22 protein-coding genes are annotated in these 23,926 nt (G+C 51.9%); 7 read left to right on the plus strand and 15 right to left on the minus strand.

The window, feature by feature from the left end:
* Positions 1-75: 75 nt before the first annotated feature.
* A complete protein-coding gene (locus tag MO867_RS06200; protein ID WP_252465377.1) occupies positions 76-1,338 on the plus strand; it encodes an HlyC/CorC family transporter in 1,263 nt (420 codons plus the stop codon).
* A 27-nt stretch (positions 1,339-1,365) separates the two neighbouring features.
* Here the strand turns inward: MO867_RS06200 and rnhB are convergent, their stop codons facing one another.
* From rnhB to rpsB, 15 genes are all read right to left on the minus strand, one after another.
* On the minus strand, positions 1,366-1,983 hold the full coding sequence (rnhB, locus tag MO867_RS06205; RefSeq protein ID WP_252465379.1) for a ribonuclease HII: 618 nt from the start codon (positions 1,981-1,983) through the stop codon (positions 1,366-1,368).
* Positions 1,980-3,158, minus strand: coding sequence for a lipid-A-disaccharide synthase (lpxB, locus tag MO867_RS06210; RefSeq protein ID WP_252465381.1), 1,179 nt, complete (start codon positions 3,156-3,158; stop codon positions 1,980-1,982). The genes rnhB and lpxB overlap by 4 nt, the downstream gene beginning before the upstream one ends.
* A gap of 105 nt (positions 3,159-3,263) precedes the next feature.
* Positions 3,264-4,043 (minus strand): acyl-ACP--UDP-N-acetylglucosamine O-acyltransferase, encoded by a 780-nt coding sequence (gene lpxA, locus MO867_RS06215; RefSeq protein ID WP_252465383.1) that lies wholly within the window; start codon positions 4,041-4,043, stop codon positions 3,264-3,266.
* Positions 4,044-4,156: 113 nt separating this feature from the next.
* Positions 4,157-4,597 (minus strand): 3-hydroxyacyl-ACP dehydratase FabZ, encoded by a 441-nt coding sequence (gene fabZ / locus MO867_RS06220; protein ID WP_252465385.1) that lies wholly within the window; start codon positions 4,595-4,597, stop codon positions 4,157-4,159.
* 79 nt (positions 4,598-4,676) lie between these two features.
* Entirely contained in the window at positions 4,677-5,738 is a 1,062-nt protein-coding gene (lpxD, locus tag MO867_RS06225) for a UDP-3-O-(3-hydroxymyristoyl)glucosamine N-acyltransferase (protein ID WP_252465386.1), read from the minus strand.
* Positions 5,739-5,751: 13 nt separating this feature from the next.
* The gene (locus MO867_RS06230) at positions 5,752-6,267 is read right to left on the minus strand and encodes an OmpH/Skp family outer membrane protein (protein ID WP_252465387.1); all 516 of its coding nucleotides are present in this window, start codon (positions 6,265-6,267) and stop codon (positions 5,752-5,754) included.
* Between the two features lie 68 nt (positions 6,268-6,335).
* Positions 6,336-8,888, minus strand: a complete 2,553-nt coding sequence (bamA, locus tag MO867_RS06235; protein ID WP_252465388.1) for an outer membrane protein assembly factor BamA — start codon at positions 8,886-8,888, stop codon at positions 6,336-6,338.
* Between the two features lie 118 nt (positions 8,889-9,006).
* Positions 9,007-10,362 carry an RIP metalloprotease RseP gene (rseP, locus tag MO867_RS06240; RefSeq protein ID WP_252465389.1) on the minus strand — a complete coding sequence of 452 codons (1,356 nt, stop codon included), beginning with the start codon at positions 10,360-10,362 and terminating at the stop codon, positions 9,007-9,009.
* A gap of 60 nt (positions 10,363-10,422) precedes the next feature.
* On the minus strand, positions 10,423-11,607 hold the full coding sequence (ispC, locus tag MO867_RS06245) for a 1-deoxy-D-xylulose-5-phosphate reductoisomerase (protein WP_252465390.1): 1,185 nt from the start codon (positions 11,605-11,607) through the stop codon (positions 10,423-10,425).
* A 111-nt stretch (positions 11,608-11,718) separates the two neighbouring features.
* On the minus strand, positions 11,719-12,564 hold the full coding sequence (locus MO867_RS06250; RefSeq protein ID WP_252465391.1) for a phosphatidate cytidylyltransferase: 846 nt from the start codon (positions 12,562-12,564) through the stop codon (positions 11,719-11,721).
* 118 nt (positions 12,565-12,682) lie between these two features.
* Positions 12,683-13,441, minus strand: coding sequence for a polyprenyl diphosphate synthase (uppS, locus tag MO867_RS06255; protein ID WP_252465392.1), 759 nt, complete (start codon positions 13,439-13,441; stop codon positions 12,683-12,685).
* Positions 13,441-13,998, minus strand: coding sequence for a ribosome recycling factor (frr, locus tag MO867_RS06260; protein ID WP_252465393.1), 558 nt, complete (start codon positions 13,996-13,998; stop codon positions 13,441-13,443). Before frr ends, uppS begins: the two co-directional genes overlap by 1 nt.
* A complete protein-coding gene (gene pyrH, locus MO867_RS06265; protein WP_252465394.1) occupies positions 13,995-14,732 on the minus strand; it encodes a UMP kinase in 738 nt (245 codons plus the stop codon). The genes frr and pyrH overlap by 4 nt, the downstream gene beginning before the upstream one ends.
* A gap of 161 nt (positions 14,733-14,893) precedes the next feature.
* Positions 14,894-15,757, minus strand: coding sequence for a translation elongation factor Ts (gene tsf, locus MO867_RS06270; protein WP_252465395.1), 864 nt, complete (start codon positions 15,755-15,757; stop codon positions 14,894-14,896).
* Positions 15,758-15,870: 113 nt separating this feature from the next.
* A complete protein-coding gene (gene rpsB / locus MO867_RS06275; RefSeq protein ID WP_252465396.1) occupies positions 15,871-16,617 on the minus strand; it encodes a 30S ribosomal protein S2 in 747 nt (248 codons plus the stop codon).
* Between the two features lie 327 nt (positions 16,618-16,944).
* On the opposite strand from rpsB, the gene map reads away from it, so the two are divergent.
* The 6 genes from map (at position 16,945) to dapD (ending at position 23,879) form a co-directional block, all read left to right on the plus strand.
* The gene (gene map / locus MO867_RS06280; RefSeq protein WP_252465397.1) at positions 16,945-17,715 is read left to right on the plus strand and encodes a type I methionyl aminopeptidase; all 771 of its coding nucleotides are present in this window, start codon (positions 16,945-16,947) and stop codon (positions 17,713-17,715) included.
* Between the two features lie 127 nt (positions 17,716-17,842).
* On the plus strand, positions 17,843-20,554 hold the full coding sequence (locus MO867_RS06285; protein WP_252465398.1) for a [protein-PII] uridylyltransferase: 2,712 nt from the start codon (positions 17,843-17,845) through the stop codon (positions 20,552-20,554).
* Positions 20,555-20,582: 28 nt separating this feature from the next.
* Positions 20,583-21,755 carry a succinyldiaminopimelate transaminase gene (gene dapC, locus MO867_RS06290; RefSeq protein WP_252465399.1) on the plus strand — a complete coding sequence of 391 codons (1,173 nt, stop codon included), beginning with the start codon at positions 20,583-20,585 and terminating at the stop codon, positions 21,753-21,755.
* Positions 21,756-21,810: 55 nt separating this feature from the next.
* Positions 21,811-22,479 carry an endonuclease III gene (nth, locus tag MO867_RS06295; RefSeq protein WP_252465400.1) on the plus strand — a complete coding sequence of 223 codons (669 nt, stop codon included), beginning with the start codon at positions 21,811-21,813 and terminating at the stop codon, positions 22,477-22,479.
* A gap of 2 nt (positions 22,480-22,481) precedes the next feature.
* A complete protein-coding gene (locus tag MO867_RS06300) occupies positions 22,482-22,835 on the plus strand; it encodes an ArsC family reductase (protein WP_252465401.1) in 354 nt (117 codons plus the stop codon).
* A gap of 12 nt (positions 22,836-22,847) precedes the next feature.
* Positions 22,848-23,879, plus strand: coding sequence for a 2,3,4,5-tetrahydropyridine-2,6-dicarboxylate N-succinyltransferase (dapD, locus tag MO867_RS06305; RefSeq protein ID WP_252465402.1), 1,032 nt, complete (start codon positions 22,848-22,850; stop codon positions 23,877-23,879).
* The last annotated feature ends 47 nt before the right edge of the window (positions 23,880-23,926 follow it).

Genomic DNA, 23,926 nt, shown 5'->3' on the forward strand with positions numbered 1-23,926 from the left:
ATTTACGACCACAAAACTTGCGGAGGTCGGCAATATGTTCCAATATCTCCGCCTCGAATTAAAAAGAGTTCCCCCTTGAACGAAATGCCCACGGGTCTGCTGTTCGGTCTGCTGGCCCTACTGATAGCGATATCCGCCTTCTTCTCCAGCTCCGAAACCAGCATGATGGCGCTGAATCGCTACCGCTTGCGTCACCAGGCCAAGAGCGGGCACCGCGGAGCCAAGCGCGCCACAGAGTTGCTTGCCCGTCCAGATAAGCTGATTGGCTCAATTCTGATCGGCAACAATCTCGTCAACGTGCTGGTTTCGGTGATCGCAGGCTCAGTATTCGCCCAGATTTACGGGGAAATTCTCACCACAATCGTGCTGACTCTCGCCCTGCTGATCTTTGCTGAAGTCACGCCCAAGACCATTGCTGCACTGCACCCGGAAAAAATAGCCTATCCTGCCTCACTCATATTGCGCCCACTACAATGGCTGCTAACCCCATTAGTGCTACTCATCGGAGGTATCTCCAATGGCCTTGCCCGCTTATTGGGGGTTGAGACTACGGCCAATAGTGACGCTGAACACTTGGCGCCAGAGGAGCTCAGAACTGTCGTTTTCGAATCCGGCGCCCTACTTCCCAGCAAGCACAAAGGGATGCTTCTCAATGTACTGGATCTGGACCAGGCAACCGTTGAAGATATTATGATCCCGCGCAATGAAGTCGTGGGCATAGACCTGGAAAATAATGCCGAGCAGATCCTGCAACAGTTAGCAGAAAGCTCCTACACCCGCCTTCCGGTTTTTAGGGGTGATATCAACCATGTGGTAGGCATCCTACATCTGCGCAAGGCCGCACAAATATTGCGGGACGGCCCGGAGAACCTGACCTCAGAGCAGCTCAACTCTTTTACTGATGACCCCTACTTTGTTCCAGAGGCAACACCACTGCCCACACTCCTGATGAATTTCCAGAAAACCAAGCGCCGCATGGGCCTGGTTGTAGATGAATACGGCGAGGTAATGGGTATTGTGACTCTGGAAGACCTGTTAGAGGAGATTGTCGGCGACTTTACCGCAAGTCCCGTCCCCAGTGACGATGAGGAAATCGTTGCTGCCGAAGATGGCTGGTACATGATCGAAGGTGGCACATCGATTCGGGATATCAATCGCACCCTAGGCTGGGAACTGCCCACCGACGGCCCCAAAACCTTTAATGGCCTGGCAATGGAGCACCTGGAAAGCATTCCCGATGGAAATATCAGCCTCTACATACTCAATTATCTGGTAGAAATTGAAGAGGTCTCGGACAAGATGATTACACGAGCCAAAATTAAAAAAATAAGCCATTAGGCTGCAGATTAAACAGCAGCCCAACAATTACTCAGCTTCAGCCAGTAAACGTTTTACCGGTGCAAAGCTCGCTCTATGCACCGGACTTGGCCCCAACTCCAATAATGCCTGCATATGCGCCTTAGTCGGATAGCCTTTATGCCCAGCCAAACCATACCCAGGATATTTTAAATCCAACTCAAACATCTCCCGATCCCGGGTCACCTTAGCCAGGATTGAGGCTGCCGCAATCGCCTCAACACGGCCATCTCCTTTTACAACCGTATCGCAACGATAATTCCAGTTCGGCTTTTTATTACCATCAACCAATACAAACTCAGGCTGAATATGCAAATGCTCAACGGCCCGGTGCATCGCTAGCAAGCTTGCCTGGAGAATATTGATTTGATCGATTTCCCCAACCGTCGCGCGAGCTACGGAGTAACTAAGTGCTCGCTCACAAATCTCATTAAAAAGCTGCTCCCGTTTTTTCTCACTGAGTTTCTTTGAGTCTGCCAGACCAACAATTGGTTTTCGCGGGTCAAGAATCACAGCAGCTGCAACTACATCTCCAGCAAGTGGACCACGCCCAACCTCGTCAACTCCCGCAAGCAGCCTGCCCTTATAGGGACAAATATAGGGCGGTAACTCTTTTTTACTACTCATAACTCTTTGCTGCTTGGATCAATCTTCTTTTCTAAAAGGTTCTGCACCGCTTCCGCTGCCCGCTTAGACGCATTGCGACGCAACTGCTGATGCAGCTCGTAAAATTCCCGTTCCAGATGATCCCCGAGCAACGGATCTTCAAAATACTGCATAATCGCCGCACCGAGATTTTCAGGAATCGCGTCATTCTGCAAAATTTCTGGCACCAGCTCTTTTTGAGCCAATAAGTTAGGCAGGGAAACCCAGGGGGTATGCAACATTCTGGCGACAATCATCGATGTCAGCCTTCCCATCTTATAGGTAACCACCATTGGCTTTTTCAGCAACATGGTTTCAAGCGTTGCTGTACCGGATGCAATAAGCACGCAATCTGCCGCGGCAACAGCCAGCCGGGACTGCTCCTCCAACAAGGTAACGGGAAGTTCAGAATAACCTTTTAGCTGCTCCTCAATTTCAGTAAAACGCTGCTGGTTAGCGGCGGGAAGCACAAACTTGATATTGGAGTGACGCTGATAGCACCAACGTGCTGTTTGCAGGAATAGAGGCCCGAGCATACGCACCTCACCTCCACGACTACCGGGCAAAAGCGCTATTACACGGTCATCGCTTTCAAAACCCAGCTCTTTACGCGCAGCCGAAACATCGATCTGCAGAGGAATATCATCAGCCAGTGGATGCCCGACAAAGGTCACCGGAACTTGGTTTTCACGATAAAAGCTTGCCTCAAAAGGAAGCAGTGTCAACATATGATCAACGGCCCGGCTGATTTTCTTGATCCTGCCCTGCCGCCATGCCCATACCGACGGACTGACATAGTGCACAGTCCGGATACCCGCTGCCTTCAGAGCAGCCTCCAAAGTGAGGGTGAAATCAGGGGAGTCGATACCAATAAACAAATCTGGGGGGTTATCGATAAAGTGTCGGCGCAGCGAACCTCGAATTTTCAATAACTCTGGCAAGCGCTTCAATGGCTCCACCAAACCCATCACCGATAAGCGCTCCATAGGAAATAGCGTTGTGGCGCCCAGCTCCAGCATCCGCGGCCCAGCAATTCCCTCAAACTGCACATCTGGAATCCGCTCTTTCAGGGCCTCCATCAAGCCAGCGCCAAGAATATCCCCCGACGCCTCACCGGCGACGATGCCTATACGTATCGGCCTACTTTCTTCTGACACGCCTATACCCCTCCTTTTGGGGGGCTGTTCATTTCAGAACCAACCGGGAAATTACAAAAAAGTGAAGTCGAGGCAAGCTAAACAGCAGCCCCGAAAAAGTTTAGACTAGCGAACAATGCCGCGACTTGAAGACCGCAAAGAGTCAATCCACGGCTGAATAACTGAGGACTGCTCACGCAGCTCCATCAAAGCCTGCAAGGCCTCCTGTAACGTAAGTCCACGGCGATAGACTATCTTGTAGGCTTTATTAATCAGAGAAATATCTTCCCGAGAAAAACCTCGCCGGCGAAGCCCCTCTGAATTAATCGTTTTCGCTTCAGCAGGATTTCCGGCAACCATCACATAAGCTGGAACATCCTTGCCAATCGCAGCGCCCATACCCAGGAAAGCGTGCTCGCCCACCGTACAGTGTTGATGAACCAAACTGTAGCCACTCAGGATTGCCCAGTCTTTAACGAAAACATGACCGGCCAAAGCTACGTTATTGACCAAGATAGCATGATTACCCACTACACAATCGTGACCGATATGCGCATAAGCCATAATCAAGTTATCATTGCCTATCGTGGTTTCACCACGATCCTGCACAGTACCGCGATGGATAGTGACACCCTCGCGAATTACATTGTTGTTACCTATAACGAGCCTTGTTTCCTCACCTTGATATTTTTTATCCGGGGTATCCTGCCCCACAGAGGCAAACTGGTAGATACGATTATTTTTTCCCAGCTTGGTCGGCCCGCTAAGCACTACGTGAGAAGCGATATCACATCCATCACCAACTTCCACCCGTGCTCCAATAATAGAGTAAGCACCGACACTCACCCCGGCACCAATCACTGCCGTAGGATCGACAATAGCTGTAGGGTGGATACTTGTCTGCATTCTGGAATCTACTCTTCCACATTAATCATGGAGGGTAGTTTTCTACCCCAATAAAACGTCGAAAGCCCGCAAAGCCCCAAAACAGAGCTTTTAAACGGGCCCCGTTTGCAGAATTACTGAACCTTTTTAACAGCGCACAGAATTTCTGCAGAAGCCGCCAATTCACCATCTACACTGGCTTTACATGCAAATTTCCAAATATTCCTGCGTACCGATACAGCTTCCGATTCAAGCTCAAGGCGATCTCCAGGAATCACCTGACGCTTAAAGCGCGCCTTATCGACCCCGCCAAATAAATACAAATAACCATCTTCTGGTTTTTTGCCAAAGGTTTTAAAACCGAGGATTCCGGAAACCTGCGCCAAAGCCTCAACAATCATCACACCCGGAAAAATAGGTACTTCTGGAAAGTGGCCATTAAAGACCTCCTCATTCACAGAAATATTTTTATAGCCTTTTATATATTTCCCTTCTTCGAGTTCAACAACACGGTCTACCAACAAAAAAGGGTAACGGTGCGGCAGGTACTCGCGAATTTCACGTACATCCATCATTCCAAATGCCCCCAGAAACCACTTCGGGGCGTAAAACGCCCCGAAAACAACAAAGCCAAATTTAATTAATCATTTAAGTTCAGTCGCCTGCCCTGCTCTCTCGGGACAGTTGCTGAAGCTGTTTTTCCATGTCCTTCAACCTGCGCGCCATTTGCTCCAACTGCCCAAAACGCACTGCATTGCGGCGCCAGACAGAGCTATCCGCAAAGGGTAAAGCCCCGGAATAATTACCCGACTGCTCAATCGACTTGGTAACAAATGTGTTGGCTGTCACCTGACAACCATCCGCAATCGTTACATGCCCAGCGATGCGGGCGCTGCCACCTAGAAGACAATGTTTGCCAATAACAGCACTACCGGCAATACCCGTGCAGGCCGCTATGGCTGAGTAGTCACCAATTTTGACATTGTGCGCGATTTGAACCAGATTGTCGATCTTGACTCCCCGGCCAATCACCGTATCTCCCAAAGCACCGCGATCTATGCAAGTGCTGGCTCCAATTTCCACCTCATCACCCAACTGAACGCCACCAAGCTGATGGATCTTTATCCAATCACCGTTATGGGGTGCAAAGCCAAAACCATCAGCACCGATGACAGCCTGACTGTGAATGATACTTTTTTCGCCAATAAAACAACCGTGATGCACTGTCGCATTAGCATATAGCTGTGTGCCAGCGCCAATCACACTGCCTTCACCGATAAAGCAGTTGGCGCCAATTATAGCACCAGCACCCAACTTTACTGATGCTTCAACCACAGCACCCGGGCCAATGCGAACACTGGCCTCCACTTGAGCTTCAGGGTGCACAACTGCGGAGGGATGAATTCCTGCAGCAGCCTCAGGAGCCGTGTTAAATAAAGCAGTAGCCCTGGCAAAAGCCAGATAGGGATTGGCAACACACAAAGCAGTCACCGGACACTCATTGGCACACTCTTCTGTAACCAGCACCGCTCCGGCCTTTGTCGACTTCAGGAAGCGCCGATACGTTGAGTTAGAGAGAAAAGCCAAGTGGCTCGCACCCGCATCCTGTAATGTATTCAGACCTTGAATTTCTTGACTGGCATCGACACCGGGTGCCAAACGCAGTTCGGCACCCAACTCTTGCGCCAAGCGAGCAAGGGACAAGCTATCTTTCATATCGGGCTATCGTTTATTTCGCAGCGTTCATACGCTTAACAACAGCCTCTGTCAGGTCGACGCTGGGGCTTACGAAATAAGCCGTATTGGAGTCCAGCACGATGTCCAGTTTCTGCTCTTTAATCAATGCATCCAGAGCACTCTTTGCCTTAGGGCCCATAGACGCCTGGATCTCCTGACCAACCTGTCCTTCTATGGCTCGCAACTTCTTCACAGTCGTTTCAAAATCAGAGCGCTTGAAGTTCATCTTGCGCTGATACTCAGCTTTTTGCTCATCAGACCAAGTCACACTGTTTTTTTGCGCATCTTCAGCCATCTTCTGCAACTCTGAACGAATTGATTCCGCGCTACTCTGCAGCTTGGAATACTCAGAACTGGTCTTAAGAGCATTAACCTTGGTTTTAGCCGCATCTGTGCTCATGATCGCAGCCTGCAGGTTGAATACTGCGACCTTGGTCTGCGCCAGCGCTGCGCCGGATAAGGTCATACCTGCAAGCAGGACTGCAATAATCTTTACATTCTTAAGCACGTTGGTCTCTCCAATTGATTTTATTTTAGTTGCGCCGTAAAACGCTAAATCCATTTTACAGGACGAAGTTAGAAGCTGTTACCCAGCGTGAACTGGAATACTTCCACATCGTCATCTTCATTTTTCTTAAGCGCCTTTGCCAGGCTGAATGTCAGGGGCCCAAAACCGGTAATCCAGGTCAAGCCAATCCCTGCAGAGACATTCATATTACCAAAGTCTACATCGTAACAGTTGAGCTGAGTGTCATCACAACTGGTATCAAAAACATTGCCTGCATCAACAAAGAAAGCGGTTTGCAGCGAGCGCTGATCCTTGATAAACGGGAGCGGGAAGATTACCTCAGCACTACCTTCAATCAGAATATTGCCTCCGAAAGGATCGGCGTCGTTATAACCTTCTATAATGAGATTTCCATCACTGTCCACTTCGTAACAATATTGTGTATATTCTTCTCCGTCAGTTGCACATGGTAAGCGGGTGTAGGATTCTGCTGGAGTAGATCTAGGGCCTAACGTGTTGCGCTCAAAGCCGCGTACAGAACCAAAACCACCCGCATAAAAATTCTTGAAGAAAGGCAATTCATCAAGCTCTCCATAGCCATCCCCATAACCCAGCCGAGTACGCAAACGCAGAGTTAAACTCTTGGTCAGTGGACGGAAATATTGGCCAGTATAGACAAATTTGTAATATTCTAGATCGCTGCCCGGAACCGTAAACTCCGCAGAAAAATTCTGCGATGCTCCACGAGTTGCCAGGATACCGCGATTCAGAGTCGAACGCGCATAAGACGCCGTTAGGCTCAAATTATTAAAGGCATCTCCATAGCGATCAATAAAGCCATCAGCCGAAGTGTTAAACTGGCTTGTATCTATTATCATCGCTAGATCTTCAGCCTCCCCCTCAGTTAAAGCATCATATATATCGGCCGCCTCCGCTGCAGTAATACCTTCCAGAGAGGTGTCATCAAAGAGGTTAGGACTGGACTGGATTTCCTGCACAGAGCTACTTGAGGCGGAAAGTTCCAGATGGCTAAAGTTAACATTCAATCCCACGCGGGAGATTTCTGACATCGGATAGCCAAAATTTACACCACCACCGTAAGTCGTAGTGTTGTAATCAGACAGATTTACTTTGGAGTAATCATTTTCCGTATAGAAAACATTAAACCCACGGCTCACCCCATCTGGCGTAAAGTAGGGATCGAGATAAGAAAAATTCAGCGAGGTCTGGTAAGTAGAAGCATTCAAGCCAATACCGACAGATTTCCCTGTCCCCAACCAGTTGTTTTCCTGGATATTGGCACCCAGTACCAAGCCACTACTTTGAGCCCAACCGACCGTACCACCAATAGAGCCTGAAGGTTGCTCCTCGACGGTATATTCAATATCGATCTGATCAGAGGTACCGGGCACCTCGGTAGTTTCCACCTCAACCTCTTTGAAGTAACCGAGACGCTCAAGGCGTACTTTGGACTGCTCTATACGTGCCGATGAGGCGGAGGAGGACTCCATCTGGCGCATTTCGCGGCGCAGTACTTCATCCGTGGTGCGAGTATTGCCGCGGAAATTGATTCGACGCACATAGGCCCGCTTGCCCGGGTCGATAAAGAAGGTAATTTTTACTGTCTTTTCTTCTTTATTGGGTTCAGGGATCCCGTTGACTTCGGCAAAGGTATAACCCTCGTTCCCCAAGCGTTTGGTAATATAGTCAGAGGTCGTCGTCATGCGTACCTGGGAGAAGGTTTGACCTTCACGAACCAGTAACAGGCGCTTAACCTCCTCCTCTGGAACAACAGGATCACCTGCCAAGTCCACTTCACTAATCGTGTAGACATCACCCTCAATCACGTTGACGGTAATAAATACACTCTCTTTATTTGGGCTCAGGGAAACCTGGGTGGAATCAATTTGAAAGTCCAGATAGCCACGGTCCAGATAATAGGATTCGAGGCGTTCCAAGTCACCGGTCAGCTTCTCGCGAGAGTACTTGTCATCACTGCGTAGCCAAGACAGCCAGCCCGAGGTCTGCAGCTCGAATATCTCTGCGAGTTCTTCGTCAGTAAATGCCTTATTGCCGACAATATTGATGTGTTTAATCGCCGCAACCGAGCCCTCATCCACAATCACCCGGAGCTCGACCTGGTTGCGCGGTAACTCTTTAACTTCTGTTTTTACGCTCGCATCGTAGCGACCCTGAGCGACATACTGGCGCTGCAGCTCCTGCGCCAACCCCTCTAGCGTTACACGCTTAAAAATCTGCCCTTCAGAAAGGCCATTGTCATGCATGCCCTTGAGTAGGTCTTCGGTAGCAATGGCTTTGTTGCCGGTGATCTCAATCTTGGAGATTGCGGGCCGCTCACGCACAGTGATAACCAGGACACCGTTTTCCTGGCCAATTTGGATATCCTCAAAATAACCGGTGCGAAATAGCGCTCGTGTGGCACCTTGAATTTCAAGTGTCTCTACTTCATCCCCGACACGCACAGGGAGAGCGGAAAATACGGTACCGGCTGAGACTCGCTGTAGTCCTTCCACGCGAATATCATCCACCACAAACGACTGTGCTAAAGCACTGAGAGGCAGCATCAGGCCGAGAGAGGCCGCTTTCAGAAAATGTTTCATCTACTAATCCGACTCTTTTTTATTCGCAACACAGGAGACCGGGCAAAGATATTGTCCCGCTTCCCAGCACAGTTTTCCTCTCGCACTCCGTGCAGTAGGAACAATACGATTCAACAAGCTATAAACGCAAAATATCGTTGTACAGGGCCAACCCCATAATACAGAGCACCAGGGCCATACCCACCTGTAAGCCAACCACCTGCACCCGCTCCGACACCGGAGATCCTTTGATCGCCTCAATACCGTAGTAAAGGAGGTGGCCACCGTCGAGTACCGGAATGGGCAACAGATTGAGTACACCGAGACTAATACTGAGCAGTGCCAATAGCGACAGGAAGGACTGCCATCCCGCCTCTGCGGAAGTACCCGCCACTTTAGCAATGGTAATTGGGCCGCTCAAGTTTTTGGTTGAAAGTTGACCAAATAATAGCTTCTTCAGGCTGTTGACAGTGAAAGCAGTTTTATCCCAAGTCTCCTGCAATCCTTTGACGAATGCACCTGCCAAGCCGTAGTGATAAACACGTATACGTTCCTCTGGCCAGGATTCAGATACGGGCTGTACGCCGATCTGCCCCACTCGCTTGCCGTTTTCAAGTTTTACTTCTGCGGGGGTTACAGGCAGTACAAGCGTTTCGCCACTGCGCTCTACGGCAACCGCCATAGACACACCCGCGCGGGCACGCACATAGTCTGTCCAGCTCTGCCAGGAGGAGAATTCTTGGTTATCAGTAGCGATGATCTTGTCTCCAGACTGGAGACCTGCTGAAGCAGCTGCACTACCTTCAACAACACGATAGAGGTTCATACTCGCAGGGGGGGTCCACAACTGCAGGCCTATCTCACCCAGAGGGTCAGGTACTTCTTTACCCGCAAGCCAACGGTCAATATCCGCCACCATATGGTACTCGAGGTTAGAATTCGGGTAGCGTACAGAGAATTCTATGGTACCGCTGTCACCTAGGCGGTTGGCAAGACGCCAGTTAAGAGCTTGCCAGGTCGGTGTGGCCTCGCCGTCAACTGCAACGATCTCCTGTCCCGGCTCCAGACCGGCGGATGCCGCAATACTGCCCTGTTTTACCGATTCAACCACGGGCACAGGGCCCGCAGTGCCACCGAGAAATACCGCCCAGAAAAATACAATCGCCAAAAGAAAGTTGGCCGCAGGACCAGCGGCAGCGATAGCCATTCTCGCCCACACACTCTTGCGATTAAACGCCTGATCCAATTCATTCGACGCTACCGGTCCCTCGCGCTCATCCAGCATTTTTACATAGCCACCGAGGGGAATCGCGGAAATAGTAAATTCGGTACCATGACGATCGTAACGGGAGATAAGGCGGCGACCGAAACCCACAGAAAAGCGCAACACCTTGACACCGCACAGACGTGCCACAAGGAAATGCCCAAACTCATGGAAAGATACCAGTACACCAAGAGCCACCAGGGCCCAGATTACCGTCTGAATTAGATCCATACTCAGCTACAACTTCTTGTCATACGCAATTTAGCGGCCATTATAAGCCGGGCGATATGTCTATAGGGCTCCAAGTGCCTGCCTAGCCAGTTCTCGCGCATTGAGATCAATGGCTTCGACTGTCTCCAGCCCCGACAGTTCAACAACGGGTGCCCTATTCATTACTTTTTCTATAACAGCAGCAATATTAGTAAATGCTAATCGCCCCTGAAGGAACGCCTCAACGGCAATTTCATTCGCTGCATTTAAGACTGTTGGAGAACTTTTTCCCTCATCAACAGCCTCTCGCGCCAAACGGAGGCAGGGAAAGCGACTGAAGTCTGGGGCCTCAAAATCCAAGCGACCCTGTGTGATCAGGTCCAGCGCCGGCACACCCGAATCCACCCTCAAGGGAAACGCCAGGGCATGGGCGATTGGCGTACGCATATCCGGATTCCCCATCTGTGCCAATAGAGAGCCATCACGGTACTGTACCATTGAGTGCACAATACTTTGCGGGTGCACCACGACTTCTATCTGTTCCGGGCGCGCTTTAAACAAATAACACGCCTCGATAAACTCAAGCCCCTTGTTCATCATTGTGGCGGAGTCCACAGAGATCTTCCGTCCCATCGACCAATTTGGATGAGCACAGGCCTCATCCGGGGTGACTGCGTGCAATTCAGCAACTGCTCGCGTGCGAAATGGCCCGCCGGAACCTGTCAGCAGTATCTTTTCTACACCCGCCGCCTCCAAATTCTCACAAGGATATGGCAGACACTGGAAAATTGCATTGTGCTCACTGTCAATTGGTAAAAGCTGCGCGCCACTCAGACTCAGCGCCTGCTGAAAGACAGGCCCCGCCATTACCAAAGCCTCTTTATTGGCAAGTAATACTTTCTTACCCGCATTAACTGCCGCAAGTGTCGGGCGCAAGCCCGCTGCCCCGACAATCGCTGCCATCACAATTTCCACTCGCGTATCAGCGGCGACCTGACACAAGCCGTCCACCCCGCTCAGCACCTGAGTATCCGATTCACCCAGCAAAAGGGCCCGCAACTCTTCGGCACGCTCGTCACTGGTAACTACGGCAAACTGCGGGTTGAAACGTCTACATTGCTGCGCCAGCTCAGCAATTCGTTCCCGAGCTGTTAAGGCAAAAATAGAATATTTTTCTGGATGACGCGCTAATACATCGAGCGTACTTCTCCCAATCGAACCGGTAGAGCCGAGGACGGTAATGTGCTGTGGAGATATTACTTGCATAGGCTCTTATCGTACCTCTGGGAGCATTACTGGCGCCACCAAGCTATTGAGTGCCCGACTTGAGCGGGCACTCGTTGCTGAAACATAGAGCATTGGCAGTAGGGGCGCTCTCTATAGATATTTTGGCAATTCACTGGCCAGCGCGGCCATCGTGAATACGGGGAGGGCTGCAGAAAGACTATCAATTCGATCGAGAATACCGCCGTGTCCCGGCAGCATATGGCTACTGTCTTTAATCCCCCGGTGCCGCTTGAACATACTCTCTACCAGATCACCGATAACGGAAGCCAGCGCGGTCACCAAGACACCGAAGGTGAAAAGGACGGTATTTTTTACCGGGAGTTCAAACAGGAAAGAAGTGACCAAAGCCAGGATTAAGCAAGCTGCCAATCCGCCAAAAAAGCCCTCCCACGACTTGCCGGGGCTGACTTCGCGAGCCAGCTTGCGCTTGCCGAACTTGCGCCCGACAAAATAGGCACCCACATCTGCCGCCGCCACAATCGCTACCACATAGAGCACCAGCCAGGCGCCGTGATCCAGGCCTCGCAGTATCACAAGGGACAACCAGGTTGGAACCAGTACCACCAGGCCTATCAAGCCGCGAACCCAGCGGTTCCCCCAAAGCGCGGCGCTCGAAGGGTAGCTTTGCACCCACAGAAAAGCGAGCGCCCACCAACCACAAGCTACAGCGAGAATTTGACGACCGCTATCGATATCCGGCTCAGAAAAATTCATCGCGAACACATACTGGGCCGTGGCCATCAAAGTGAGCCCGAGCGCAGCCAGAAAAACAAACCGAAGAGCTCGATTGAGATTAGAAAGATTGGCCCATTCCCACCCCCCCAGCAGCACAACCGCGACAAACACCAACGAGAACCACTGCATTGGAAGCAAAAACAAGACTCCAATAAACAGTGCCAGCAATACCAGCGCAGTAATTATTCTTTGTTTTAGCACCCCAAACCCCTTTTAAGTAGCTCGGCCACCCTGTCTGGTTAAACTACACAGATCAAGAGTACGCCGGCAAAGATTCCTAACGAACTTTTTTACAAGCAGGCTCTGGCAACAAAATCGATCAAGCCTGAGCGATCGTATCATCCCCGTCTGCCCGCCCGCCAAATCGGCGATCGCGTTGCCCAAACGCTGCAATTGCCTCATCCAGGGCAGCCTCATCAAAGTCGGGCCAGAGCGTATCGGTAAAATAGAACTCGCTATAGGCCGCCTGCCACAAAATAAAATTACTGATACGCTGCTCGCCGCTGGAGCGGATCAAGAGATCTACCGGGGGCAGATCTTCAAGCTGCATATATCCACTGAGTGCGTCTTCAGTAATAGAATCCGGGGAGCGCAGCCCCCCAGCAACCTCTTCGGCCAACTTACGAGCTGCTTGAGTAATATCCCAGCGCCCACCATAGTCAGCAGCAATCACCAGATCACCCTGAGCCCCCCCCCGGGTAAGCTCTTCTGCATCAGTAATCGCTCTCTGTAAACGGGACGAAAAACGATCCCGCCGGCCAATAATCCTGAGGCGCACCCCCTCCTCCCGCATACGTCGGGCCTCTTTGCGCAAATAGGAATTAAACAGGCTCATCAGCAACTCGACCTCTTTGGGCGGGCGCTGCCAATTTTCACTGGAAAAAGCAAAGAGAGTAAGCGCTGAAACACCGCGGGCCTTACAGGCCGAGAGCAAGTCGCGGATGCGCTCAACGCCGGCCTTATGGCCGGCTGAAGGGGAGAGTCCCCTTCGAGCAGCCCAGCGTCCATTGCCATCCATAATAATGGCAATATGGCACGGGCCGCCGGGAGCATGTAGCTCGGTACCACCGATGCTCATTAAATTTCCATTAAATCTTTTTCTTTCCCTGCCAGCGCTTTATCCACATCAGCGACAAACCGGTCGGTAATTTTCTGAATATCGTCACTTGCGCGGCGCTCGTCATCTTCAGAAATTGCCTTGTCCTTGACCAGGGATTTCACATCCGCAAGTACATCGCGACGAACATTACGGATAGAAACACGTGCAGTCTCCGCCTCGCTTCTTGCCTGGCGAATAAAGTTTTTACGGGTTTCCTCAGTCAGCATAGGCATAGGGATACGGATAACCGTTCCAGCGGTACTGGGATTTAAGCCCAGATCAGACTTCATAATAGCCTTTTCAATATCCGGGACCAGATTCTTCTCCCACGGGGTTACGGAGAGCGTTCGAGCATCGTCTACAACAACATTGGCAATCTGGGACAGCGGAGTGTCTGAACCATAATAAGAAACCTGAACACCGTCGAGGATACTCGGATGTGCACGGCCAGTACGGATCTTGTTGAAATTTCCAGCCAGAGCATCAAGCGCTTTTCCCATACGGGCTTTCGCATCTGTTTTTATATCTTCAATCACGATCTCAATTCCTCTTCGATTAAAGTGCCTTCCTCACCGCCAACCACAATATTCAGCAGTGCCCCGGTTTTATCCATACGAAATACCCTGACAGGCATATTGTGCTCGCGGCATAGGCAAATAGCGGTTAAATCCATTACACCAAGCTTTTTATCCAGGACCTCGTCATAGGTCAGCTGATCATAGCGGGTTGCTGTAGGGTCAAGTACGGGGTCAGCGGAGTAGACTCCATCGACCTTGGTTGCCTTCAAAACCAGCTCGGCCTCTATTTCGATACCGCGCAAACAAGCCGCTGAATCCGTTGTAAAAAACGGGTTGCCAGTGCCTGCGGCAAAAATTAGTACTTCTCCACGTTCCAGATGGCGAACAGCGGCACGACGGTCATAGTGGTCGACGATACCGCTCATTTGGATAGAGGACATGACCCTTGAGGAAATATCGGATCTCTCCAACGCGTCGCGCAAGGCAAGAGCGTTCATTACCGTGGCCAACATTCCCATATGGTCACCAGTGACCCGGTCGAGACCAGCGGCACTCAAAGCGGCACCGCGGAACAGGTTACCACCTCCGACCACCAGGCCTACCTGGACCCCGATACCCACCAACTGACCAATCTCCAGGGCCATCTTGTCCAGCACTTTGGGGCTGATACCAAAACCCTGATCACCCACCAGCTCCTCGCCACTGAGCTTTAACAGAATTCTCTTGTACTTGCGGTCTTTAATACCGGGCATTCGTTGGTCCCCTTCAATGTACCTGTCTAGTCGCCAGGCTTGCCGCTGAACATTACAACAATTTCAGCCATTTACACAGAGGGGCACCCCACCGAAGGTCGAAACCCCAGTAGAAGCACCCCACTGCGAATTGGTGCCTGCAGGCACCTTACAATATGCGATCAGGAAGAGGACTTAACCTGCGCGGCAACTTCTGCTGCGAAATCCACCTCTTCCTTCTCAATACCTTCACCCACTTCGTAGCGAGTAAAGGAAACCACATCGGCACCGGCATCTTTAACCAGTTTACCAATGCTAACATCCGGGTTTTTAACAAACGGCTGCTCTACCAAACTGTTCTCTTTCAGGAACTTCTTGATACGACCACCCATCATTTTCTCAACGATCTCGGCTGGCTTGCCTTCCATATCCGGTTGAGCTTTGATGATATCCTTTTCTTTTTCCAGGACATCAGCAGCCATATCTTCAGGCTTGTTTACCTGAGGGTTAACGGCAGTAACATGCATGGCTACATCTTTAGCCAGCTCAACGTCACCACCGCTCAAGGCTACAAGAGCAGCAATACGGTTGTTGGAGTGAACGTAAGCACCCACAACCGGTGCTTCAACCAATTCAATACGACGTACGCCGATATTTTCGCCAATTTTCTGCACCAGAGCTTCGCGAGCAGTTTCCAGCTCACCCTCCATCAGGGCTGCAACGTCCTGCTGGCGATCAGCGAAAGCCTTTTCTACAACTTTACCAACAAATGCCTGGAAATTTTCATCACGAGCAACGAAGTCGGTCTCGGAGTTCACTTCAATTAGAACGCCGTAACTGCCATCTTCCGCCACTTTAGCGGCAACAACACCATCAGCAGCGGTGCGGCCCGCTTTCTTGGCAGCCTTCAGGCCAGAGGCTTTGCGCAAATCTTCAATCGCTTTTTCGATATCGCCATCTGCCTCAGTCAGAGCTTTCTTACACTCCATCATCGGCAGGGCAGTGCGTTCGCGCAGTTCTTTTACCATAGACGCAGTAATCGCCATGATTCAATCCTCGGGGTTCGGTCACTATAAATTAGAAAAAAGGGGCCGTAATTCGGGCCCCTTTTTTAGTTCGTAATGTAACGCTACTCGGTTACACCACTTCGCCCTGCAACTTACTCTGCAGCGGCTTCGTCATCGTTAGCTTCGACGTACTCGTCTTTTGCCACTGCGTTACCCGCTTCTGCGGCGCCGGCAAGTACTGCGTCGGCTACAGCAGTGGTGTACAGCTTAATCGCGCGGATAGCATCATCGTTACCCGGGATTACGTAGTCAACACCAACCGGATCACTATTGGTGTCAACAATTCCGATTACGGGGATACCCAGCTTGTTCGCTTCCTGGATGGCGATGCGCTCGTGCTCAACGTCGATCACGAAGATCGCGTCAGGCAGGCCACCCATATTTTTAATACCACCGATGGAGCGCTCGAGCTTCTCCATGGAGCGAGTGCGCATCAGAGCTTCTTTTTTGGTCAGCTTTTCGAAAGTACCGTCTTGGGACTGACCTTCCAGCTCACGAAAACGCTTGATGGACGCGCGGATAGTTTTGTAGTTGGTGAGCATGCCACCTAACCAGCGGTTGCTGACGTAGGGCTGACCACAACGCTCCGCCTGCTCTTTGATAGATTTTTGAGCGGCGCGCTTGGTGCCGACAAACATAATCTTCTTTTTCTGAGCAGTCATCCCCTTGATTATCTGCAGGGCTTCATTGAAAGCCGGTACAGTGTGCTCCAAGTTGATGATGTGGATCTTGTTGCGGGCACCAAAGATGAATTGACCCATCTTCGGGTTCCAGTAGCGAGTCTGGTGACCAAAGTGAACTCCAGCTTGCAGCATATCGCGCATACTTACTTGCGGCATAATAAACCTCTATATAGTACGGGTTAGTCCTCCACATATCCCATGCGTCAACTCTTTGCAGAGCACCCAGACCCATGTGCCGATACGTGTGCGGCATTTACTCGCCCAGGGAGCATCCCCAGGCGGCGCGCTTTATACCACAACGACGCCCCAGAGTGAAGGATCGGCGCTAATTTCGCGCAAACAGCGGCGCCGAGACACTACTGCTGAAATACCTAATTCACCCACTTGCCCATACCGGCAAAGTGTGTCCTGGCGCCCGCAATCCGCTACAATGGCACGCCGAGTAGGCGTGACCCGCCTTTAATTTAGAAACAAAGGATACGCATGACCTCAGCCATTAAGACCCCAGAACAAATTGCCAAAATGCGCATCGCAGGGCGCCTCGCCGCAGAAGTGCTGGAGATGATCGGCGAGTATGTCGTTCCGGGGGTCACCACCGAAGAACTGGATCGACGCTGCCATGACCATATCGTCAATGTACAAAAAGCGATTCCGGCCTGCCTCGGTTACCGAGGCTTTCCCAAATCGATCTGTACTTCCGTCAACGAAGTGGTCTGCCACGGCATCCCTTCTGACAACAAGATTCTCAAAAAGGGTGACATCATCAATATCGATGTCACCGTTATCAAAGATGGCTGGTATGGCGATACCAGCAAAATGTACTTTGTGGGCAAACCGGCCGCACACGCAGAACGCCTGGTGAAGATCACCCAGGAGTGCATGTACAAAGCCATAGAGATTGTACGCCCCGGGACTACACTCGGCGATATCGGCCATGTGATTCAGCAGCACGCCGAGAAAAACTATTACTCAGTGGTTCGCGACTTTTGCGGCCACGGTATCGGCGATGTATTCCATGAAGACCCCCAGATCCTTCACTACGGTCAGCCGGGCACAGGGGCGGCTCTGGAGGAGGGAATGACCTTTACTATCGAGCCGATGATCAACGCAGGTAAAGCGGCCACCCGAGTACTGGGTGATGACTGGACGGCGGTAACCAAGGATCGTCGCCTCTCCGCTCAGTGGGAACACACGATGGCCGTGACCAGTGATGGCGTGGAAGTGCTCACCGCGCGTAGTGAAGAAAACTTCTAACCGGAAGAGGGGCGCTGCAATGGGCGGAACAGGTCGCAGGCAGCGCTCGATTCAACTTACTCCAGTGTGATCAGAACAAAAACCCCTGCATACCTTATGCTGGGGGGCACAGCCAAACGGACTCCCCATGCAGCCGCTCAGCATCCCCTATTTTGAACGCCCCTTATTTTTCTTCGATCAATCCCGGTTCCGCAGGGACTTAAACTCCGGCATTAAACCGACACTTGAGATTTTCAAAGATGCAGTCGGCGCAGCTGAGCACCAGATGGCTGAACGCTTCCGCGAGGGCGAAGATGTTGTCACTCTTGTGCATGAGCGCGCCCTGTTTGTGGACTGTCTATTGCACTATGCCTGGCACCAGTTTGAATGGCGTAAGGGTATTGGTCTCATGGCAGTAGGAGGATACGGGCGCAGCGAGCTACACCCCCACTCGGATATCGACCTACTGATTCTCACCAGCGGCCGAGCAGCTGTAGACACTATCGACAATATTGAACGACTGGTAGCATTTTTGTGGGACCTGGGGCTGGACATCGGCCACTCGGTACGCAGTATCGAGGACTGCCTGGACCTGGCAGCCAAAGATATCACGGTCGCCACTAATCTCACCGAGTCCCGCACTATCGTTGGCGACAGCACAGTGAGCGAGCAACTAACTGCGCTTATGGACAGTAAAAAACTGTGGCCCACCACAGATTTTTTCAAGGCCAAACTGGCAGAACAAAAAGAACGGCACAGCAACCAGCAAGCTGCGGAATATATTCTCGAGCCCAACATTAAGAATTCTCCCGGCGGTCTGCGCGATATCCAGACCATTGCCTGGGTGGCCAAGTACTTCTTTCAAGTCCGAACTTTGAAACAACTCCAGGGCAAAGCATTTTTTACGGAGGAAGAGTTCGCCATACTTCAATCTGGCGAGACCTTCCTGTGGCGAGTACGCTACGGCCTACACCTCCTAGCTGGTCGCGCGGAAGAGCGATTACTGTTCGACTATCAGAGAGAGCTGGCCAAGCAATTCGGCTATGTCGACAGTGACACCCAGCTTGCTGTCGAGCAGTTTATGCACAACTACTACCGCACCGTTATGGCCTTGCAGGAACTCAATGATGTACTTCTGCAGTATCTGGGCGAGGCCATTCTACAGCGCGACGGAAACCAGGTTGTCACACCTCTGAATGAGCGGTTCCAGCTGCGCGATGGCACCATTGAGGTCACCCAAGCACAGGTCTTCAACGAACAGCCCTCGGCACTGCTGGAGATTTTTGTGTTGATGGCCAACCACCCTGAAATCACCGGAGTGCGAGCCTCCACAATTCGTCTGATTCGCGAACACCGACATTTGATCGACGACCAGTTTCGTACCGATGAAAAGAACACCCAGCTATTTATACAGCTGCTCCGCTCTCCGCGCGGCCTGTCCACCCAATTATCTCGAATGACCCGCTATCGCATTCTCGGACGCTACCTACCAGAGTTTGGAAAGGTCACTGGACAGATGCAACACGACCTGTTCCATATCTACACGGTGGATGCTCACACCTTGCAAGTGGTGCGCAATATGCGCAGCTTCCGCAGCCCCGAGGCGCGGGAAAAATTTCCGATCGCGGCAGACATACTCGAACGCCTGCGCCAACCTGAGCTTCTGTATATTGCCGGCCTTTACCACGATATAGCCAAGGGGCGCGGCGGGGATCACTCAAAGCTGGGGATCGTGGATGCTGCTGAGTTCTGTCAGCGCCATCAGTTGCCCGCCCGTGATCGCCGCTTGGTCTGCTGGCTGGTGGAAAAGCACCTCCTTATGAGCCAGGTCTCGCAAAAACAGGACATCAGCGACCCAGAAGTCGTACACGCATTCGCTCGCGAGATGGGCGATCGCGAGCATCTGGATTACCTCTACGCACTCACGGTGGCCGATATCAACGCTACCAATCCGGAACTGTGGAATAGCTGGCGCGCAAGCCTGATGCGCCAACTCTACCAAGCTACGCAGCACGCCCTGCGCCGCGGCCTCGAAAACCCTATCGATCGCGAAGAAATTATCGAGGAAACCCGCAGCCTGGCACTGGATAAACTGAAAACTATGGGCCTTCCCGGTACCTCCGTGAAGAATATCTGGGCACAAATGGGGGAAGACTATTTTGTCCGTGAAACTGCCGACAATATCACCTGGCACACTTCTGCAATCCACGAGCTGCATAGCAACATCGATACCGCGCAAAATGACACTCTGGTTTTAACGCGGAATTCAGGCCCCGGCGAACACGATGGTGCAACTCAGGTATTTGTCTATACCCCGGACCGAGCCAATGTCTTTGCCGCAGCGGTCACCGGCCTGGATATGCTCAACCTCAGCGTGCACGACGCGCGCTTGTACAACTCCGCTTCGGGATACACGCTGGATACCTTTTACGTTCTCGACGAAGCGGGCCAACCCCTATTGGATGAGCCCCAGCGCCTAGCCCAAATCCGCGATACCCTGCGACAGGAGTTAGCCCTGGTTGAGGACTACTCAAAAGTCATTCAACGGCGCACCCCACGGCGCTTGAAAATGTTTGAACTCAAGAGCCGAGCCCACCTCTCCACCGAACCCGGCGACCACTACAGCACCCTTGAAATCACCAGTGCTGACAGACCCGGATTACTGGCGCGTATCGCGCGGATCTTTATTACCCACAATCTATGCCTGCACAATGCAAAAATTTCCACACTCGGCGAACGGGTCGAGGATACCTTCCATATCACCGATGCCGAAGGGGCTCCCCTTGACAACAGCGAGGTCAATCGCACGCTTGAAAAAGCCATCTGCCTGGAGCTGAACAACCAGGACGAACAAACCTAAGACCACGAACAAAGGCCCGGTTATCACCATGAATCCAAATCTGGAACAGCTGCAACCCTATCCTTTTACCAAGCTGCAAACTCTCAAAGAGGGACTGCAGACGGTAGATAAACCCCATATTGCGCTATCCATTGGTGAACCCAAACACGCGCCACCCGAGTTCGTAAGCTCAGAAATCACCCAGCACCTGGACAAACTCACCGCCTACCCGCTCACAAAAGGCATAGAGCCCCTGCGCCAAACTATTGCGAGCTGGCTATGCCAGCGCTTTCAACTTACTCAAGTCGATGCCGACACCCAGGTACTGCCGGTGAATGGGACTCGCGAGGCGCTGTTTGCCTTCGCCCAAGCGACGGTATCACCGGGCAGTAAGGTCCTGATGCCAAATCCTTTCTACCAGATTTATGAAGGCGCGGCACTGCTCGCCGGGGCGCAGCCGCACTTCATCAATTGCGTCGCAGCCAACGACTTTAAACCAGACTTCGCCTCAGTCCCGAGTTCGGTATGGCAGCAGTGTGAACTCCTATATATCTGTTCGCCGGGCAACCCCACAGGCGCCCTCTTGCACACAGACGACCTCAAACAACTGATTAAATTGGCGGATCGCTATAATTTCAACATCGCCTCTGACGAGTGTTACTCAGAACTGTACTTCGATGAAACATCGCCCCCGCTGGGCCTCTTGCAAGCCTGCGAGGAAATTGGCCGAACGGACTATCGCCGCTGCGTCGTATTCCACAGCCTCTCAAAGCGCTCGAACCTACCCGGCCTGCGCTCCGGTTTTGTTGCTGGGGATAGCGAGCTGCTGCAGAGATTTTTGCTCTATAGAACCTATCACGGCTGTGCAATGCCGCTGCCAACTCAGTACGCCTCTATCGCAGCCTGGCAAGACGAAAACCATGTTCAGAAAAACCGCGCGCTCTATCGGGAGAAGTTTTCCTCTGTTCTTGAGATTCTCAACGGCTGCCTTGAAGTCCAGCAACCGCAGGCGAGTTTCTATTTGTGGCCCAGAGTTGATGATGGTGAGCGTTTTGCCAAAGCGTTGTTTCAAGAGCAAAATATCACCGTACTTCCAGGCGCATTTCTCGCCCGTGATAACACAGGCTTAAACCCCGGACGCGCATATGTGCGAATAGCACTGGTAGCAACACTGCAAGAATGCCTTGATGCCGCACGACGTATCAGCGCTTTTTGCAGATAAACCTCACTCACGACTCGGGAACCGATTGAAATCCCATCCCAGGCAACCCTTAAAAATGGCAGTAAAGAATCTACTTAAACAAGAGCGCGTAAGTTATATCTTGGAGCGCCTGGAAGAACTCTACTCAGTAACCCCCATTCCTCTGGACCACAAAGACACCTACACCCTACTGGTTGCAGTTCTCCTTTCGGCCCAGTGCACCGATGAGAGGGTCAATCAGATCACCCCGGCCCTCTGGCAACTGGCGGACAACCCCCAGGATATGGCACAGGTCCCGGTAGACAAAATTCAACAGGTTATTCGCCCCTGCGGCCTCTCTCCGCAAAAATCAAAAGCGATCAGCCAACTTTCACAAATCCTGATCAACGAGTACCACGGCCAAGTGCCAGAAAATATGGCCGCCCTGGAAACTTTGCCCGGCGTCGGACACAAAACCGCCAGCGTGGTAATGTCTCAAGCTTTTGGGCACCCGGCATTTCCCGTAGACACACACATACACCGGCTGGCTCAGCGCTGGGGCCTGAGCAGCGGTAAAAATGTTACTCAAACTGAAAAAGACCTGAAACGGCTTTTCCCAAGGGACAAGTGGAATAAATTACACCTGCAGATTATTTTCTATGGCCGCGAGTTTTGCTCGGCACGAGGTTGTGATGGCACTGTCTGTGAGATCTGCACCACCTGCTATCCCAATCGTAAAAACCCCAAAAAAACCAAAAAGGCATAACCGTGATTACTCTGTACGGCATTAAAAATTGCGACACCGTAAAAAAAGCCCGCAAATGGCTGGAGAACAATGGGGTCGACTATCGCTTCCACGACTTTCGCGCAGATGGCATGTCAGATGTCCCCCTACAAACCTGGCTGGAGACGTTTGGCTGGCAAGAAGTGCTTAACCGCCGCTCAACCAGCTGGCGCGCATTGAGCGATACGCAAAAAAGTGAAATGGACAATGACCTTGCTCTTGAACTTGCCAACACAACGCCAACATTGATTAAGCGCCCGGTCACAACAACCGCTACCAACACCCTGCTCGGCTTTAAAGAAGCTGCCTTTGAACAATTAAAAAGCCCGTCGAATTAGGAGATAACCACTATGAGCAATATCTATAGCATCGGTTTTGGTATTGGCACCTGTAACAGCAAAGGTGATTGGCTGGAAGTCTACTATCCCAAACCCCTATTCCAGCCAAGCACTGAAGTCGCGAATGCAGTTACAGAGACTCTGGGTGTTACCGAGGGCAATCACAGCCTGCCACTGGACTCCACGCAACTGCACAAATTGGCCGATGCCCTTCACGGAGCGGGAGCGGCAGACCAAGCAGAAATCTTGCAGCAGCTCTCCAACACACAGAGACCTCTCGCCGTGGTTATCCTGGGTACAGATGATGCGCCGCAGACAGTACCCGAGGCCTACCTGAAACTGCACCTCCTTTCCCACCGCCTGGTCAAACCCCACGAAACCAAGCTGGATGGCATCTTTGGTAAACTGGTCAATGTTGCTTGGACCAACCAGGGAGCCATCGACCTCGAAGAGCTCCCTCAACGCCAGCTTGAAGCACGCCTTAAAGGCGAACACCTGGACGTCTCCTGCGTCGACAAATTCCCCAAAATGACCAACTACGTAGTGCCTACCGGGGTTCGTATTGCCCACACTGCACGTGTGCGCCTGGGCGCCTACCTCGGTGAAGGCACCACTATCATGCACGAGGGCTTCGTCAACTTTAATGCGGGCGCCCAAGGGCCCGGCATGATTGAAGGGCGTATTTCTGCAGGCGTTTTTGTCGGCGCTGGTTCCGACCTCGGCGGCAGCAGCTCCACCATGGGCACCCTCTCCGGTGGCGGCAATATTGTGATCTCCGTCGGCGACAACTGCCTACTCGGTGCCAATGCCGGTGTCGGTATCCCCCTCGGCGATCGCTGCACCGTAGAAGCGGGACTTTATATCACTGCCGGTACCAAGGTGGCGCTACTGGATGACAGTGGCAAACTGGTAGAGCACATCAAGGCACGGGAGCTGGCCGGTAAATCCGACCTACTATTCCGCCGCAACTCCACCAATGGCGCTGTTGAGTGCTTGACCAATAAGAGTGCTATCGAACTCAACGAAGCTCTTCACAGCAATTGATGTCTAGTTCTGCGGGGCGCAAGCCCCGCATGGCTACCCCTTACCTC

Origin of the sequence: Microbulbifer okhotskensis, assembly GCF_023895975.1 — a bacterium.
In the GTDB taxonomy this organism is placed as follows: Bacteria; Pseudomonadota; Gammaproteobacteria; order Pseudomonadales; family Cellvibrionaceae; genus Microbulbifer; species Microbulbifer okhotskensis.